Below are 14,677 nucleotides of genomic sequence, written 5' to 3'. Positions count from 1 at the left end.
GATCACGCGGTCTGCTCGGCGTGCTTGCCTTCAGCGACCTCTTCGATCAGCTTCGCGTTGAACGCGGGAAGGTCGTCGGGCGTGCGGCTCGAGACGAGCCCCGCATCGACCACGACCTCCTCGTCGACCCAGGTGGCTCCGGCGTTGCGGAGGTCGGTCGCGAGGCTCGGGTAGCTGGTCAGCGTCCGTCCGTCGACCACGCCGGCCTCGATCAGGATCCAGGCGCCGTGGCAGATGACGGCGACGGGCTTGTGCTGCTCGAAGAACGAGCGCGCGAGGTCGATGGATGCCTTGTCGAGCCGCAGGTGGTCGGCGTTCACGACACCGCCCGGAAGCACGAGAGCGTCGAACTCGTCGGCCGTGGCCTTCTCGGAGGTGAGGTCGACGTGCTGCACGTGACCGTTCTTGCCGGTGATCTGCTGTCCGTCCGGTGCGATGAGCGTGGCGCTCGCGCCCTCGCCCTGCACCGCTTCCCACGGACTGGTCAGCTCGCTGTCCTCGAATCCGTCTGTCGCGAGGAATGCCACTCGGCTGTCGGTGAGAGTCGCCATGATGCGTCCTTTCGTGGGGTGGATGTCCCGGATGGGGATGCCACGACTCTCTCGCAGGACGCGGATGCGGTGAAGGGGGTGGCCGGATCCGGCCGACGGTGATAACGGTGGGCCCCGTGGGGCTCGAACCCACGACCCGCGGATTAAAAGTCCGATGCTCTGCCAACTGAGCTAGAGGCCCGCCCCTCCAGTCTAGGGCGCAAAGAAGGAGCCGCTGACGACGATGTCGTCAGCGGCTCCTTGCACCATCCCACCGACCTCCCCCGAGAGGTGAGATGGCTTACCGAGTGTCCGCCTCGGCGTTCCCGGGCCTTACTCGGCCGGGGGCATCAGAACCGTGTCCACGAGGTACACGGTGGCGTTCGCGGTCTGGACTCCACCGCAGATGACGGTCGCGTCGTTGACCATCAGGTCGTCGCCGCTGCCGGTGACCTCGACGTCTGCACCCTGCACGGTGGCGTGCGTTCCGACGATCTCATCGGGGGTCAGCTGTCCGGGGATCACGTGGTAGGTCAGAATCGAGCTCAGCGTGGCGCTGTCCGTCTTGAGAGCCTCGATGGTGGCCGGGTCGATCTTCGCGAAGGCGTCATCGACCGGAGCGAAGACGGTGAACTCGTCGCCGTTGAGCGTGTCGACGAGGTTGACGTCGGGGTTCAGCTGTCCGCTGACTGCCGCCACCAGCGTGGTGAGCAGCGGGTTGTTCGATGCGGCGGTGGCGACCGGGTCGAGAGCCATGCCCTCGACGGAGCCTGCGCCGTCCGGCACAGCCTCTGCGTATGCGGCGCAGCCGGGGCCGACCAGGTTGGCGGCCGGGTCCATCGTCTCGGTCTCGGGAGCCATCGTCTCGGACGACTCGGGGGCCGTCGACTCTGCCGGCTCTTCGGTGGTGCCGCCCATGGAACATGCGGAGAGCAGGAATGCGCTCGCAAGGCCGAGGGTGATGGCTGCGGTGACCTTCTTCTTGGTGCTGAACATCTCAAGCTCCTTCAGAACACTGCCACGGCCTCTCCGTGGCGTTGACAGTCGTTCGGAGCCCCGTCGGGATCGGATGGGAGAAATCGCAAAGTTTTTTTCGAGTCGTCGAATCCAATCCGTTCCGGGGGTCGGCCGCGAACATCATTCGACGAACCGCACTTAAGAGGACTCATTTCCGTCACTTTCGGGTGGCGGCTGCACGGGAAAGCGGGGTGGATGCGGCATGCTGTTAGAGATGGTCATCGACGGAATGGACGTACCGGAAGACGGTACGGCTCGGGATGCTGTCGCTGACCTGCTTCTGCGCATCGGCGACGGTGACCAGCGTGCGTTCGCGGAGCTCTACGACAGTCTGTCGTCTCGCGTCTTCGGCCTCATCCTCAGGGTTCTCGTCAATCGCTCGCAGAGCGAAGAGGTGCTTCAGGAAGTCTTCTTGGAGATCTGGCAATCCGCTACGAAGTTCGCTCCGAACAAGGGACAGGGAAGAACCTGGGTGATGACGATCGCGCACCGTCGTGCGGTCGACCGGGTTCGGGCGTCCCAGTCCAGTGCGGACCGAGACGTGCGAGCCGGGTTCAGGGATATTGGAGTCGCGCACGACAGTGTCGCGGAGACGGTGGAGCTGGGCATCGAGGGCGAGAAGGTCGTTCACGCACTCTCGGGCCTTCCTGAGGCTCAGCGCGAAGCTCTCGTCCTGGCCTACTACGGCGGTTACAGTCAAAACGAAGTGGCAGTGCTCGTCGGGGCACCGCTGGGGACGATCAAGACACGGATGCGAGATGGGCTCTCGCGTCTGAGGACAGCTATGGGGGTGACGGCATGAACGAGCAGGAATTCGCAGAACTCGCGGCAGGAGCGGCACTCGACGCGCTGTCGCCCGATGACCAGCAGCGCTATCACGCCGCTCTCGCAGCGCATCCCGAGTGGCAGAGCATCGTCGATGCGGATGCCGACAGCGCAGGATTCCTCGCCGACGGCGCAGCTCCGGTGGTTCCGTCGCCCGACATCCGCGCGACGCTGCTCGCACGGATCGCGGAGACACCGCAGAACGGCGACATCGTGTTCGCCGATTCGACCCCTGACGCCCTGGCGGACGAGACGTCGGATGCCGCGCCTGCGGAGGACTCCGCTCCGACCGCTCTCGGTGGGGAAGCCGCGCCGAAGGCTCCGGCACACCGCCTCCGCTTCCTCTTCGCCCTCGCCGCGTGCCTCGCACTGCTCGTCGGTGTGGGAGCGGGCGCTGTCGCGATCAACACGTACATCAACCGTCCGGCCAGCGTCGTCGCTCTCGAGGACATCCAGTCGGCCGATGATGCTCAGCAGGCCAGCGTCTCTCTCGAGAGCGGTGGCACTGCGACCGCGCACTGGTCGGCGTCTCTCGGCAAGTCCGTGCTCGTGACCGACGGCATCCCGTCGCTCGCCGAGGGGGAGACCTACGAGCTCTGGTACGTCCGAGGCGACACCCCGGTGCCGGCAGGCGTGTTCGCGGCCGAAGACGGCGAAGCGACGGCAGTGCTCGCCGGAGAGATGCAGGCGGGCGACGTGATCGCGGTCACGGTGGAGCAGGACGGCGGTTCGCCCTCCGGCCTGCCGACGACCGACCCCGTCGTCGTGATTCCGACAGCCTGACCTCCCGGATCGCGCGTACCCTGGACTGATGCCTGAGCAGTTCTCCCGTCCGGTGCGCCGGCCCACCAGCGCCTTCGACAACATCGTCGGCAGTCACGATCCCGCCGAGGAGACGCGCATCGCGCACGCGACGGCATCCGCTCTGCTGACCCGTGTCCGTGCCGACGAGAGCGGTGTGAGCGCTGACAGACTCGTCGCCTTCACCGATGAGCACGGCATCGACGAGATCGCCGAGCTCTGGTCGAAGGCACCGTCCCGCACCCTGCCGGGCGCCCTCTGGCGGCTCTACATCCTGCAGCTGGCGATCCACGGCGACCCGCAGACCGCTGCCCTGCTCTACGAGCGCGGCAGGGTGGAACTGGCGTCGGTGGATGCCGTGATCGCCGGGGCGCCGGTGCCAGCGAACCCCGATGAGCTCGTCGCGCTGATCGACACGATCCTCCGTGGCGCGTTCCGGGGGGACTTCGCGGTCGCCCTCGACCGAGCGGCGGCGTTCTGCCGGGTCCAGGCCTCGGGAGCGACGCACACAGCGGACGATTACGAGCCGACCGAGCCGTCGCGCGCCAGCGAGCTCACAACCCGCGCCCTGCGGCTGAGCAGCTATGCGCAGGACCTGTCGGCCTCTGCTGTGCTGTGGCGGTCCGGAGCCCTCGCCTGAGCGGACGCGTCCGGGTGAGTGCGCGCCCTCGCGGGACTCGCGACGGGCGCAACCCTGGCCCGGGCATGAAAAGACCGGGCCGCAAAAACGCCTCTCGGCGGAAGGCCGCTCGCAGCGGCAAAAATTGGAGCCCGGGGTTATGCGGCCCGGCCACTCCATTGTAACAAGATCATGCTGCAGCTATTCCCGGGGCCCTAGGCTCGGATCATGACACGGCGCTTTGCTCTGATGATCGATCCTGCGGCGGCTGACGTCGACCGTTCCGACTTCGCAGAGACTTTCACTCTCGTCGATGCGGCCGCTCCGGCGCTCAGCGTGGGGGAGCTGAGCACGCAGCGCGGCGACGGAGTGTTCGAGTCGATCGGCGTGATCGACGGTCATGCGCAGGAGGTCGTGCCGCATCTCGAGAGGTTGACTCACTCGGCGCAGCTGTGCGATCTGCCGCTTCCCAACCAGGCGCAGTGGCACCAGGCGATCGAGCGGGCCGCCGCACACTGCGAGCAGGGCGAGTACGTCATCAAGCTCATCCTCAGCCGAGGCGTCGAGCACGGCCCCACGCCGACGGCCTGGGTCACTGCGGCGCCGGCATCCGACTTCTCGACTGTGCGGGAGCAGGGAATCCGCGTCGTCACCCTCGACCGCGGATACGACCTCGACGTGGCCGAGAAAGCACCGTGGCTGCTGCTGGGCGCCAAGACGCTCTCCTACGCCGTGAACATGGCGGCGCTTCGCGAGGCGCATCGACGAGGAGCCGACGACGCCATCTTCCTGTCGCGTGACGGCTTCGTGCTCGAGGCGCCGACCGCGTCGCTGATCCTGCGTGTCGGGGATCGCTTCGTGACACCGGCCCCGAACGGCGGCATCCTGCACGGCACGACGCAGCTGAGCGTCTACGACTACCTGGCCGGGAAGGGGCTCGTCGCAGAATACAGCCGAGTGCCGGCATCCGACCTTCCCCGGGCTGACGCCGCATGGCTGGTCTCGAGCGTCCGCCTCGCCGCCCCGATCACCGCCGTCGACGGAGTCGACATCCCGGTCGATCACGCCCTGACGGCCGAGCTGAACGACTACCTCCTCTCGCCCCGCGACTGAGGTGCCGTGCGCCTGGCCCGACCGCCCGCTACGGGCACAACTTCGGAGCTCTCGACCGACCCGCCGCGCGCAGTCACCCGGATCGGCGCGTCGTCGACCGGCATCCGAAGTTGTGCCCGTAAATGGGGCGCTGATCCGAGAATGATCAGGGCCTGAGCGCCATCATTCCGACAATCGCTCGCTCGACGAGATCCCAGTCATGTATGACCATCGCATAGTCGAACCGAAGTGTGGCGTGCCCCCACGCTGCGGCCGTGGCGTCCCGGGTGAGATCGCGGTGTCGATGCGACTGTCCCTCATGATTCGCCTTGCCATCCGTCTCGATGAGAAGCCAATCATCGATCATGAGATCGACGATGCCGCTCGCGACGAACCGCACTTGGCAGCGGACGAACCATCCGTACTTGCGGAGTCGCAGCCGAACGAGTGACTCCAGGCCGCTGTCGGCATCCGCGCGGGAGAAGTCGATCAGGTCTCGTCCAAAGGTATCGACGTGCAGCCGCAGCCATCGCAGCCCATCGCCGTCGATCAGGCCGAGGCGGCGCGCGGACTCGAGCGCGACGAAGAACGCCTCGCCGCCGCGGCAGTGGAGCATCTGCAGCAGTATCCGAGGTGCCGAAGGGAGCCCGAACGTTCGCGAAGAAGCGCCTGAATCCCAATGACGGATGCAGGTGCACTCACGGCTGACGCCTGGGTGATGGTGTCTGTCTGCGCGAAGCCAGACGTGCAGAGCTGGATCCTCGAGAACCCAGATGCCGAGGTGCCGCGCTGCGCTGGCGCATCCCAGAGAGCCTCCATGCTCAGCAGCCTCGACGGCGCTCGCGCAGGCCGTGTCGGCAGCGTAGACCCCCCGTCGGATTCGACGGAGCTGCCCGCGCCGCACGCGAGCGTCGAGAGCCCGGCGTGAGCTTCTCGCCCGAAGGTCGCGCCAGGTCCAGATCTCGATCGATGATGAGCTGCACATCAGAGGAGCATCCGCGATCCCGATGCTCGTTCTCGACCATGATGCCGGCATCTGTGGACGCAATTCGTCCTGGCTCGTCTCTGCAGGATGAGTGCCGCGGTCTGGCCCCGGGCACCGATTCGGACTAAAACGACGAAACGCCGTGGGACCAGAGGGTCACACGGCGTTTCGAACCAGCAGCTCCGAAGCTGTGCCCGCGAAGAACGGGCGCCCGGGTCGAAGCTGAGGCGGATGCTTATCCGAAGCGACCCGAGACGTAGTCCTCGGTGGCCTGGACAGACGGAGTGGTGAACATCGTGCGGGTGTCGTCGTACTCGATGAGCTTGCCCGGCTTGCCGGTGCCCGCGATGTTGAAGAACGCCGTCTTGTCGGACACGCGGCTCGCCTGCTGCATGTTGTGCGTCACGATGACGACCGTGTACTGGGTCTTGATCTCGGCGATGAGCTCCTCGATCGCGAAGGTCGAGATCGGGTCGAGCGCCGAGCAGGGCTCGTCCATGAGGATCACGTCGGGGGAGACGGCGATGGCACGCGCGATGCAGAGACGCTGCTGCTGACCGCCGGACAGGCCGGAGCCCGGGCGGTCGAGGCGGTCCTTGACCTCGTTCCAGAGGTTCGCCCCACGCAGCGACTTCTCGACCAGGGCATCCTGGTCGCTCTTGGCCATGCGCGTGTTGTTGAGCTTGACGCCCGCGAGCACATTCTCCTTGATCGACATGGTCGGGAACGGGTTCGGGCGCTGGAAGACCATGCCGACCTGGCGGCGCACGAGCACGGGGTCGACCCCGGTGCCGTAGAGGTTCTTGCCGTCGATCAGCACCTCGCCCTCGACGCGCGCGCCGGGGATGACCTCATGCATGCGGTTCAGGGTGCGCAGGAACGTGGACTTGCCGCAGCCCGACGGGCCGATGAAGGCCGTGACGGTGTTGGGCTTGATGTCGATGCTGACGCCTTCGACCGCGAGGAAGTCGCTGTAGTAGACGTTGAGGTCGTTGACTTCGATGCTCTTGGACACGTGAAATCCTTCTTCTTCTTCAGTCGGGTATGACGGCTCAGCGGCCGTTGATCTTGGGGGCGAACACCTTGGCGATGACGCGAGCCAGGAGGTTCAACACCATCACGATGACGATCAGGGTGAGGGCGGCTGCCCAGGCCCGCTCGAGGTAGGCATCGACGGGGATGCCGGGGTATTTGGCCTGCATGTACGAGAACACCGGCAGTGTGGCCATCTGGCCGCTGAACATGTTCAGGTTCATGCCCTGCACGATTCCGACGGTGAGCAGCAGCGGGGCGGTCTCGCCGATCACTCGGGAGATGGCCAGCATGATGCTCGTCAGGATTCCGGCGATCGCGGTGGGCAGCACGACCTTGAGGATGGTGAGCCACTTCGGCACGCCGAGTGCGTAGGCCGCCTCGCGGAGCTCGTTCGGCACGATGCGCAGCAGCTCTTCCGAGCCGCGCACGACGACCGGGATCATCAGCACCGAGAGCGCGAGCGAACCCATGATGCCCATTCGCGTGCCCGGTCCGACGATGATCGAGAAGACCGAGTAGATGAAGAGACCGGCGACGATCGACGGGATGCCGGTCATGACGTCGACGAGGAAGGTGATGCCGCGCGCGAGCTTGCGGCCTTCGCCGTACTCGACGAGGTAGATCGAGGTCATCAGGCCGATCGGCACCGAGATGATCGTCGCGCCGAGGGTGATGAGCAGCGTGCCCCAGATGGCGTGCACCGCGCCGCCGCCCTCGCCGACGATATTGCGCATCGAGAAGCTGAAGAACTCTCCGTCGAACCGCATGAGGCCGTTGACGACCACGGTGTAGAGCAGCGAGATCAGGGGCAGGAGCGCGACCACGAAGGCGCCGGAGACCAGCGCCGTCATGAGACGGTCGATCGCGTGGCGACGGCTCTCGACCACGGTGGAGATCACCATGATGAGCACCATGTAGAACAGCAGGCCGACGACGAGCGTCAGCGCGATGTTGAAGTCGGCGGGGTCGTTGCCCACGTTCATGAAGGCGAAGATCGTCGCCGACACGACGAATGCGACCAGCAGCAGTGCCCAGGGGGCCCACTTGGGCAGGTGGCCGGCCGAGGTGATGTGCGTCGGGGCGACGACGGACGCGGGCGACGGCGAGGGCGTGAGAGTGGCGGTCATGTCAGTTGGCTCCCGAGAACTCGGCGCGGCGCGAGACGATCCAGCGGGCCACGAAGTTGACCGCGAAGGTGACGATGAAGAGGATCAGACCCGCGGCGATCAGCGTGTTGACGCCTTCGTCGTGGGCCTCGGGGAACCGCAGCGCGATGATCGCAGGGATCGTCGTGGGGTTCTCCGGGTTGATCAGGTTGAAGGTGACGATGCCGAGCGGCGAGAGCACGAGGGTCACTGCCATCGTCTCGCCGAGTGCGCGACCGAGACCGAGCATCGCGCCCGACACCATTCCGCTGCGTGCGAAGGGGAGCACGGCCATCCGGACCATCTCCCAGCGCGTGGCTCCCAGCGCGAGGGCCGCCTCTTCGTGAAGCTTCGGCGTCTGCAGGAAGACCTCGCGGCAGATCGCGGTCATGATCGGCAGGATCATCACCGCGAGCACCAGGGAGGCGGTGAGGATCGTCTTGCCGGTTCCGGAGGGCGTTCCGCTGAAGAGCGGGATGAAGCCGAGGTTCGTGTTCAGCCACTTGTAGAAGGGCACGAGCATCGGCGCGAAGGTGAGCGCTCCCCAGAGGCCGAAGACGACCGAGGGCACGGCGGCCAGCAGGTCGATGATGTAGCCGAGGACGCCGGCGAGGCGGCGAGGGGCGTAGTGCGAGATGAAGAGCGCGATGCCGATGGCGATCGGGGCGGCGATGACGAGGGCGATGAAGCTCGACCACAGCGTTCCGAAGACGAACGGCCACACCCACGACAGGAACGACTGCCCTTCGAGGATGTGGTTGTTGGAGGTGTCGGACGACAGTGCGGGGATCGCCTGCACGATGAGGAAGACGGCCACCGCGGCGAGGGTGACGAGGATGATGATTCCCGCCGCCAGCGCGGTGCCCGAGAAGACGAGGTCGCCGCGGCGGCGGGGAGCGGTGCGCGTCCCGGTGGAACGGGTGGTATCGGGACCCGTTGAGGTTGTGGTCATCGGAGCGACTCCAGGCTCTGAGGGACGTTCGGGGTTTTCATGCGGGTGCCCCCGCGGTGTCGGTCGAGTCCTACGACCGACACCACGGGGGCGTCGGGACCGGGGCTCAGCGGTGTGCTGAGCCGTCGATCACTCCGTGACGATCGCGTCGATCGCCGTGTTGATCTGCTCGCGCAGGCTGTCCGAGATCGGGGCGCTGCCCGCGGCCTCTGCTGCAGCGTCCTGGCCCTCGGCCGATGCGACGTACTGGAAGTACGCCTTCACGAGACCGGCGGTCTCGGCGTCGTCGTACTCGACGCAGCCGATGAGGTACGAGACGAGTGCGATCGGGTACGAGCCGGCGGGCGCTGCGGCCGGGTCGACGGCGTACGCGAGGTCGTGGTCGGAGCGCCCCTCCTCGAGCGGGGATGCCTCGACGAGCGCTGCGGCTGCCTCGGCGGAGTACGCGACGTACTCGCCCTCGACCTCGACGGCGACCTGGCCCAGGTCAGCGGTGCGTGATGCGTCGGCGAAGCCGATGTAGCCGACACCGTTGGTGATCGCGTCGACGACGCCCGAGGTGCCGTCGCCGGCCTCACCGGTCGACAGCGGCCACTCGTCGCTGGCCTCGAAGGTCCACACGTCGGGGGCGACGGCGCTGAGGTACTTGGTGAAGGTCTCCTGCGTGCCCGACGCGTCTGCGCGGTGCACGGGGACGATCGCCTGGTCGGGAAGCTCCACGCCCTCGTTCTGCGAGGCGATGGCGGCGTCGTTCCAGTTGGTGATGGCGCCGGAGAAGATCTTCGCGATGGTCTGGCCGTCGAGGTTCAGCTCGTCGATGCCCTCGAGGTTGAACGCGACGGCGACGGGCGAGATGTAGACGGGGATCTCGACGATGTCGTCGGAGGTGCAGGAGCCGAAGCCGCCTGCGGCGAGCTCGTCGGCGTCGAACGCGCGGTCGGAGCCGATGAAGTTCGAGGAGCCGGCGATGAAGTTCTCGCGGCCGGTGCCCGAACCGGTGGCGGTGTAGTTCACCGTCGTGTCGGGGTTGGCGGTCTGGAATGCGGCGACCCAGGACTGCTGCGCGGCCTCCTGCGAGGAGGCGCCGGTGGCCTCGATCGTGCCGGAGAGCGTGGACTCGCTCGGGGCGTCGGTGGAGCCGCCGGTTCCGCCTTCGTTCGCGGCACAGCCGGCGAGTGCGAGAGCGGCAACGGCGCCGACGGCGCCGATACGTGCGATTCGGGAGATCTTCACTGTGGATCCTTCGATCTTTGATGGGTGGGGCCCGGTGCAGGGCACACAGTGACGCTATGTGCGGCGGTTAACGAGACTCTCCCGCGCAGGTGAACGGGAGGTGAACGGCACGCGTCTCTCTGGGGCATGCGAAAGGCCGCACCCGGAACCGGGTGCGGCCTTCCCACGGCTCGCGGCGCGAGACGGACGGTGTCACGCCTTGGGGATGTGCGTCTCGATCGCGATGATCCCCGACCCCGGATTCGACGCCGAGAGGTGGACGACCGAGAAGGCGGCCGGTTCGAGATCGGCTGCGCTGCTCACGTACGAGCCGCGGACGGTGCCGGTCGCCAGCGCGATCTCCGTCAGGATTCCAGGGAGGACCGGGCCATGGCTGCACAGCACGGCGGGCTTGCCGGAGCGCACGCGCCGGCCGACCACGGAACGCAGATCGTCGTCGCCGTCCTCCCACGCATCCTGACTGATCTTCGGGGTGGTGACGGTCTTGCGGTCGAGGGCTTTCGCGAGGGGCGCCACGGTCTGCATGCAGCGCACGGCATCGCTCGTGATGATCTTGCGCACACCGAAGGCCCGCAGCGGACCGACGATCGACTTCGCCTGCTGCTCGCCGCGGTCTGTCAGAGGCCGTGCGGCATCCGCCCCGTCCCAGTCCGAGCGCGAAAGCGCCTTCGCATGACGCAGAGCGATGATCGGGAAGGTGCGCAGCACGCCGTCGTCGACGAGCTGCGTGAAGAAGTCGAGGATCTCGATGTCGACGGGGTAGCTCAGCCGGGCGCGGGCCTTCTTGACGCTCACCCATTCGAGCGCGGCGATCTCGCGGTTCGGCACGAAGGTCGAGGCGCGGATCGCGTCGGCCGTCGCCTCGGCCGCCCAGTAGTGCACGACCTTCTGCTTGCTCGACGGCAGGTGGTACCGACTGACGCCGACGGGCACGCCGAGGGAGACGCGGATGCCGGTCTCCTCATGCACCTCGCGCACCGCGGTCTCGGCGAGCATCTCGCCGGGATCCACCTTGCCCTTGGGGAGCGTGACGTCGCGGTACTTCGTGCGATGGATCAGGAGGATGCGCAGCTTGCCGTCGATGAGCCTCCACACGACCGCGCCGGCCGCATACACGGCCTTGTCCGTCCATTTCGACCGTGCGGTCTGGGTGCTCGTGTGCGCGCTCATCGAACCGCCCGTGCTCGACGACGCCGCTGGATCAACCCCATGGTCTTGTCCTGCAGGTCGACGAGGGGCTTGCCTGCGGCATCCTCGGCGTGGCGGGTCCAGACGCCGTCGGCTCCGAGGTGCCACGACGTGGTTCCCGGGTCCATGGCGAGATCGAAGAAATCGAGCAGATCCTTCATGTGGACCGGGTCGGTGACGCGCACCAGCGCCTCGACGCGGCGGTCGAGGTTGCGATGCATCATGTCGGCGCTGCCGATGTAGACCTGGGCGTCGCCGTCGTTGTGGAATGCGAAGATGCGCGAGTGCTCGAGGTACCGGCCGAGGATGCTGCGGACGGTGATGTTGTCGCTGATGCCCTCGAGGTCGGTGCGCAGGCTGCAGATCCCACGGACCCACACGTCGACCTTCACGCCGGCGGCGCTGGCGCGGTACAGAGCGTCGATGACCTCTTCGTCGACCATCGAGTTCACCTTGATGCGGATGCCGGCGGGCTTGCCGTCCTCGGCATTGCGGCGCTCGTGGTCGATCTGGCGCACCAGTCCCTTGCGCAGGTGAAGCGGCGCCACGAGCAGACGCTTGAACTTCTTCTCGATCGCGTAGCCGCTGAGCTCGTTGAACAGACGCGTGAGGTCCTTGCCCACCTGGGCGTCGGTGGTGAACAGCCCGAAGTCCTCGTAGATGCGGCTGGTCTTCGGGTTGTAGTTGCCCGTGCCGATGTGCGAGTAGTGGCGCAGCACGCCGTCCTCCTCGCGGATGACGAGGGCGAGCTTGCAGTGGGTCTTGAGTCCGACGAGGCCGTAGACGACGTGGACTCCCGCCTTCTCGAGCTTGCGCGCCCAGACGATGTTGTTGGCCTCGTCGAAGCGGGCCTTGACCTCGACCAGCGCCAGCACCTGCTTGCCGGACTCGGCGGCGTTGATCAGCGCCTCGACGATCGGGCTGTCACCCGAGGTGCGATAGAGCGTCTGCTTGATGGCCAGCACGTGCGGGTCGCGCGCCGCCTGCTCGAGGAACGCCACGACGCTGGTGGTGAACGACTCGTACGGGTGGTGCACGAGCACGTCCGACTTGCGGATCGCCTTGAAGATGTCGGCCCGCGTGTTGCTGCCGGTGGGCTGGAAGGCGACCGCGGTGGTGGGCAGATGCGGCGGGTAGCGGAGATCGGGTCGGTCGATGCGCGACAGGTCGAACAGGCCGCGCAGATCGAGCGGCCCGGGCAGGCGGTAGATCTCCTGGTCGGTGATCTCGAGCTCGCGCACGAGGAGGTCCATCGTGACCTCGTCCATGTCGTCCGTGATCTCGAGGCGGATGGGCGGGCCGAAGCGGCGCCGCAGCAGCTCGGCCTCGAGCGCCTGGATGAGGTTCTCGCTCTCGTCCTCCTCGATCTCCACGTCCTCGTTGCGGGTCAGGCGGAAGGCGTGGTGATCGAGGACCTCCATACCGGGGAAGAGGTCGCCGAGGTGGTTGGCGATCAGTTCCTCGAGCGTCAGGAAGCGCTTGATCTCGCCGGTTCCGGGCACCTCGACGAAGCGGGGAAGCATGGGCGGCACCTTGAGGCGGGCGAACTCCTGGCGGCCGGTGCGGGCGTTGCGGATGCGGATGGCGAGGTTGAGCGACAGTCCCGAGATGTACGGGAAGGGGTGCGCGGGGTCGACCGCGAGCGGCATGAGGACGGGGAAGACCTGCGCGCCGAAGTACTCGGAGAGCTTGGACCGCTCGTCGTCGCTGAGCTCGGACCATTCGGTGATCTCGATGCCGGATTCGGCGAGAGCCGGTCGCACCAGCGACTTCCACGCGTCGGCGTGGCGCAGCTGCAGCGCGTGCGCCTCGCGAGCGATGTCGGCGAGGGCGTCGGCGGGGGAGCGGCCGATGTTGGTGGGCACGGCCAGGCCGGTCACGATGCGACGCTTGAGCCCGGCGACGCGGACCATGAAGAACTCATCGAGGTTGCTCGCGAAGATGGCGAGGAAGTTCGCGCGCTCGAGTTCGGGGAGCGAGGGATCCTCCGCCAGCTCGAGCACGCGCTGGTTGAACGCGAGCCAGCTCAGCTCACGATCGAGGTAGCGGTGGTCGGGGAGGAGCGCGTCCGGGGACTCGATGGCATCGAAGTCGTCATCTTCAGCGTCACCGAGACCTGCGTCGGCGAGTGCGGGATCGATCATGGGGTACATCTAAGCACCGTGAGGTGTCGCGCGCGTGAACTGACCTCTCGTGCGTCAGCGCGCAGCGGCGACCGGCTCCTCGTCGTAGACGTTGAATCGGTAGCCGACGTTGCGCACCGTGCCGATGATCTGCTCCTGGTCGCCCAGCTTCGCCCGCAGTCGGCGGACGTGCACGTCGACCGTTCTGGTGCCGCCGAAGTAGTCGTATCCCCACACCTCGCTGAGCAGCTGCTCGCGGGTGAACACGCGAGAGGGGTGCGTGGCGAGGAAGTGCAGCAGCTGGAACTCCTTGTAGGTGAGGTCCAACGGGCGTCCGCGGAGCTTCGCCGAATAGGACTGCTCGTCGATCGTGACGCCCGACGCCTGTACGCGGGTCGGTTCGGCGACCTCGTCACGGCGTGCGAGTGCGAGCCTGACCCGCGCGTCGGTCTCGGCCGGCCCCGCAGTCGACAGCAGCACGTCGTCGATGCCCCACTCGCCCGAGAGGGCGCTCATGCCGCCCTCGGTGACGACGAGCAGCAGCGGGGCGTCCTGCCCTGTGGCCCGCAGCAGGCGGCAGAGGGACTTCGCCCCGACGAGATCGAGACGACCGTCGACGATCACGATGTCGTACTCGGGGGCGCTCACGAGTTGGGCGGGCTCGGCCGGGATCTGACGCACTCGATGGCTGAGGAGCTCGAGTGCGGGCAGGACCTGCTCCGAGACCGGAGCATTGGTCAACACCAGGACCTGGGCCACACGCACTCCTTCCGGACGGCGGGGTACGCCGTGCCGCAATGATACCGGGCGCCGATGGGTGACAATGGAGTCATGACGGATCCAGCGCTCGCACCGCGTAATGCTTTCGTCGGCGTGCTCATCGTCTGGGCCGTCGCCTTGGTGGCCGCTGTCGGCGTGGGCATCTTCGTCGCCGAGGAGTGGCGGGTGCCGTGGCTGCTCGTCGCGTTCGGCGCGATCGTGCTCCTCTCCTTCGCCGTGCAGCTGCAGTACGGGCGCACACAGGGCTTCATCTTCCGTGTGGGTGCCAGCACGATCGGTGCGCTGCTGCTGATGGGCGTGATCTCCGTCGGCTTCGGCCTGGCCGCACTCCTCACCTGATCCGCAGACGAGA

General features: G+C 67.0%; 15 protein-coding genes and 1 tRNA gene. 5 read left to right on the top strand and 11 right to left on the bottom strand.

Going from position 1 to position 14,677, the window contains the following annotated elements:
- Window positions 1-2: 2 nt before the first annotated feature.
- From BMW26_RS12470 to BMW26_RS12460, 3 genes are all read right to left on the bottom strand, one after another.
- Window positions 3-551: a type 1 glutamine amidotransferase domain-containing protein gene (locus tag BMW26_RS12470; protein ID WP_053097341.1), complete on the bottom strand. Its 549-nt coding sequence runs from the start codon at window positions 549-551 to the stop codon at window positions 3-5.
- Window positions 552-659: 108 nt separating this feature from the next.
- A tRNA-Lys gene (locus BMW26_RS12465) sits at window positions 660-732 on the bottom strand.
- 131 nt (window positions 733-863) lie between these two features.
- The gene (locus BMW26_RS12460) at window positions 864-1,526 is read right to left on the bottom strand and encodes a fasciclin domain-containing protein (protein ID WP_053097339.1); all 663 of its coding nucleotides are present in this window, start codon (window positions 1,524-1,526) and stop codon (window positions 864-866) included.
- A gap of 223 nt (window positions 1,527-1,749) precedes the next feature.
- On the opposite strand from BMW26_RS12460, the gene sigK reads away from it, so the two are divergent.
- The 4 genes from sigK to BMW26_RS12440 all read left to right on the top strand — a co-directional run bounded on the left by sigK (window position 1,750) and on the right by BMW26_RS12440 (window position 4,905).
- Window positions 1,750-2,349, top strand: coding sequence for an ECF RNA polymerase sigma factor SigK (gene sigK / locus BMW26_RS12455; protein WP_171821930.1), 600 nt, complete (start codon window positions 1,750-1,752; stop codon window positions 2,347-2,349).
- A complete protein-coding gene (locus BMW26_RS12450; protein ID WP_072591616.1) occupies window positions 2,346-3,155 on the top strand; it encodes an anti-sigma factor in 810 nt (269 codons plus the stop codon). Before sigK ends, BMW26_RS12450 begins: the two co-directional genes overlap by 4 nt.
- Before the next feature lie 28 nt (window positions 3,156-3,183).
- The gene (locus tag BMW26_RS12445) at window positions 3,184-3,813 is read left to right on the top strand and encodes a hypothetical protein (RefSeq protein WP_053097335.1); all 630 of its coding nucleotides are present in this window, start codon (window positions 3,184-3,186) and stop codon (window positions 3,811-3,813) included.
- Between the two features lie 207 nt (window positions 3,814-4,020).
- Window positions 4,021-4,905 carry an aminodeoxychorismate lyase gene (locus BMW26_RS12440; protein ID WP_072591615.1) on the top strand — a complete coding sequence of 295 codons (885 nt, stop codon included), beginning with the start codon at window positions 4,021-4,023 and terminating at the stop codon, window positions 4,903-4,905.
- A gap of 145 nt (window positions 4,906-5,050) precedes the next feature.
- Here the strand turns inward: BMW26_RS12440 and BMW26_RS17925 are convergent, their stop codons facing one another.
- The 8 genes from BMW26_RS17925 to BMW26_RS12400 all read right to left on the bottom strand — a co-directional run bounded on the left by BMW26_RS17925 (window position 5,051) and on the right by BMW26_RS12400 (window position 14,304).
- A complete protein-coding gene (locus BMW26_RS17925) occupies window positions 5,051-5,500 on the bottom strand; it encodes a DUF559 domain-containing protein (RefSeq protein WP_230100380.1) in 450 nt (149 codons plus the stop codon).
- Window positions 5,501-6,104: 604 nt separating this feature from the next.
- Entirely contained in the window at window positions 6,105-6,884 is a 780-nt protein-coding gene (gene pstB / locus BMW26_RS12430; protein ID WP_045254296.1) for a phosphate ABC transporter ATP-binding protein PstB, read from the bottom strand.
- Between the two features lie 37 nt (window positions 6,885-6,921).
- Window positions 6,922-8,031, bottom strand: a complete 1,110-nt coding sequence (pstA, locus tag BMW26_RS12425) for a phosphate ABC transporter permease PstA (RefSeq protein WP_053097332.1) — start codon at window positions 8,029-8,031, stop codon at window positions 6,922-6,924.
- Window position 8,032: 1 nt separating this feature from the next.
- A complete protein-coding gene (gene pstC / locus BMW26_RS12420) occupies window positions 8,033-9,001 on the bottom strand; it encodes a phosphate ABC transporter permease subunit PstC (RefSeq protein ID WP_053097329.1) in 969 nt (322 codons plus the stop codon).
- A gap of 129 nt (window positions 9,002-9,130) precedes the next feature.
- Entirely contained in the window at window positions 9,131-10,234 is a 1,104-nt protein-coding gene (gene pstS, locus BMW26_RS12415) for a phosphate ABC transporter substrate-binding protein PstS (RefSeq protein ID WP_072591614.1), read from the bottom strand.
- A 192-nt stretch (window positions 10,235-10,426) separates the two neighbouring features.
- Entirely contained in the window at window positions 10,427-11,404 is a 978-nt protein-coding gene (locus tag BMW26_RS12410; protein WP_053097325.1) for an NUDIX hydrolase, read from the bottom strand.
- Window positions 11,401-13,566 carry an RNA degradosome polyphosphate kinase gene (locus BMW26_RS12405; protein WP_053097323.1) on the bottom strand — a complete coding sequence of 722 codons (2,166 nt, stop codon included), beginning with the start codon at window positions 13,564-13,566 and terminating at the stop codon, window positions 11,401-11,403. The genes BMW26_RS12410 and BMW26_RS12405 overlap by 4 nt, the downstream gene beginning before the upstream one ends.
- Before the next feature lie 54 nt (window positions 13,567-13,620).
- Window positions 13,621-14,304, bottom strand: a complete 684-nt coding sequence (locus BMW26_RS12400) for a winged helix-turn-helix transcriptional regulator (RefSeq protein WP_053097321.1) — start codon at window positions 14,302-14,304, stop codon at window positions 13,621-13,623.
- A 72-nt stretch (window positions 14,305-14,376) separates the two neighbouring features.
- Between BMW26_RS12400 and BMW26_RS12395 the strand changes: the two genes are divergently transcribed.
- Complete coding sequence (locus BMW26_RS12395) at window positions 14,377-14,664, top strand: hypothetical protein (RefSeq protein WP_053099202.1); 288 nt, start codon at window positions 14,377-14,379, stop codon at window positions 14,662-14,664.
- Window positions 14,665-14,677 lie beyond the last annotated feature (13 nt).

Source organism: Microbacterium sp. 1.5R, assembly GCF_001889265.1.
Taxonomy (GTDB): Bacteria; Actinomycetota; Actinomycetes; order Actinomycetales; family Microbacteriaceae; genus Microbacterium.
This window is presented reverse-complemented; position numbering and strand designations above follow the sequence as displayed.

Coding starts and splice junctions, on each gene's coding strand:
- BMW26_RS12470 (WP_053097341.1), bottom strand. CDS start 551: ATGGCGACTCTCACCGACAGCCGAGTGGCATTCCTCGCGACAGACGGA.
- BMW26_RS12460 (WP_053097339.1), bottom strand. CDS start 1,526: ATGTTCAGCACCAAGAAGAAGGTCACCGCAGCCATCACCCTCGGCCTT.
- sigK (WP_171821930.1), top strand. CDS start 1,750: ATGCTGTTAGAGATGGTCATCGACGGAATGGACGTACCGGAAGACGGT.
- BMW26_RS12450 (WP_072591616.1), top strand. CDS start 2,346: ATGAACGAGCAGGAATTCGCAGAACTCGCGGCAGGAGCGGCACTCGAC.
- BMW26_RS12445 (WP_053097335.1), top strand. CDS start 3,184: ATGCCTGAGCAGTTCTCCCGTCCGGTGCGCCGGCCCACCAGCGCCTTC.
- BMW26_RS12440 (WP_072591615.1), top strand. CDS start 4,021: ATGACACGGCGCTTTGCTCTGATGATCGATCCTGCGGCGGCTGACGTC.
- BMW26_RS17925 (WP_230100380.1), bottom strand. CDS start 5,500: ATGCTCCACTGCCGCGGCGGCGAGGCGTTCTTCGTCGCGCTCGAGTCC.
- pstA (WP_053097332.1), bottom strand. CDS start 8,031: ATGACCGCCACTCTCACGCCCTCGCCGTCGCCCGCGTCCGTCGTCGCC.
- pstC (WP_053097329.1), bottom strand. CDS start 9,001: ATGACCACAACCTCAACGGGTCCCGATACCACCCGTTCCACCGGGACG.
- BMW26_RS12410 (WP_053097325.1), bottom strand. CDS start 11,404: ATGAGCGCGCACACGAGCACCCAGACCGCACGGTCGAAATGGACGGAC.
- BMW26_RS12405 (WP_053097323.1), bottom strand. CDS start 13,566: ATGATCGATCCCGCACTCGCCGACGCAGGTCTCGGTGACGCTGAAGAT.
- BMW26_RS12395 (WP_053099202.1), top strand. CDS start 14,377: ATGACGGATCCAGCGCTCGCACCGCGTAATGCTTTCGTCGGCGTGCTC.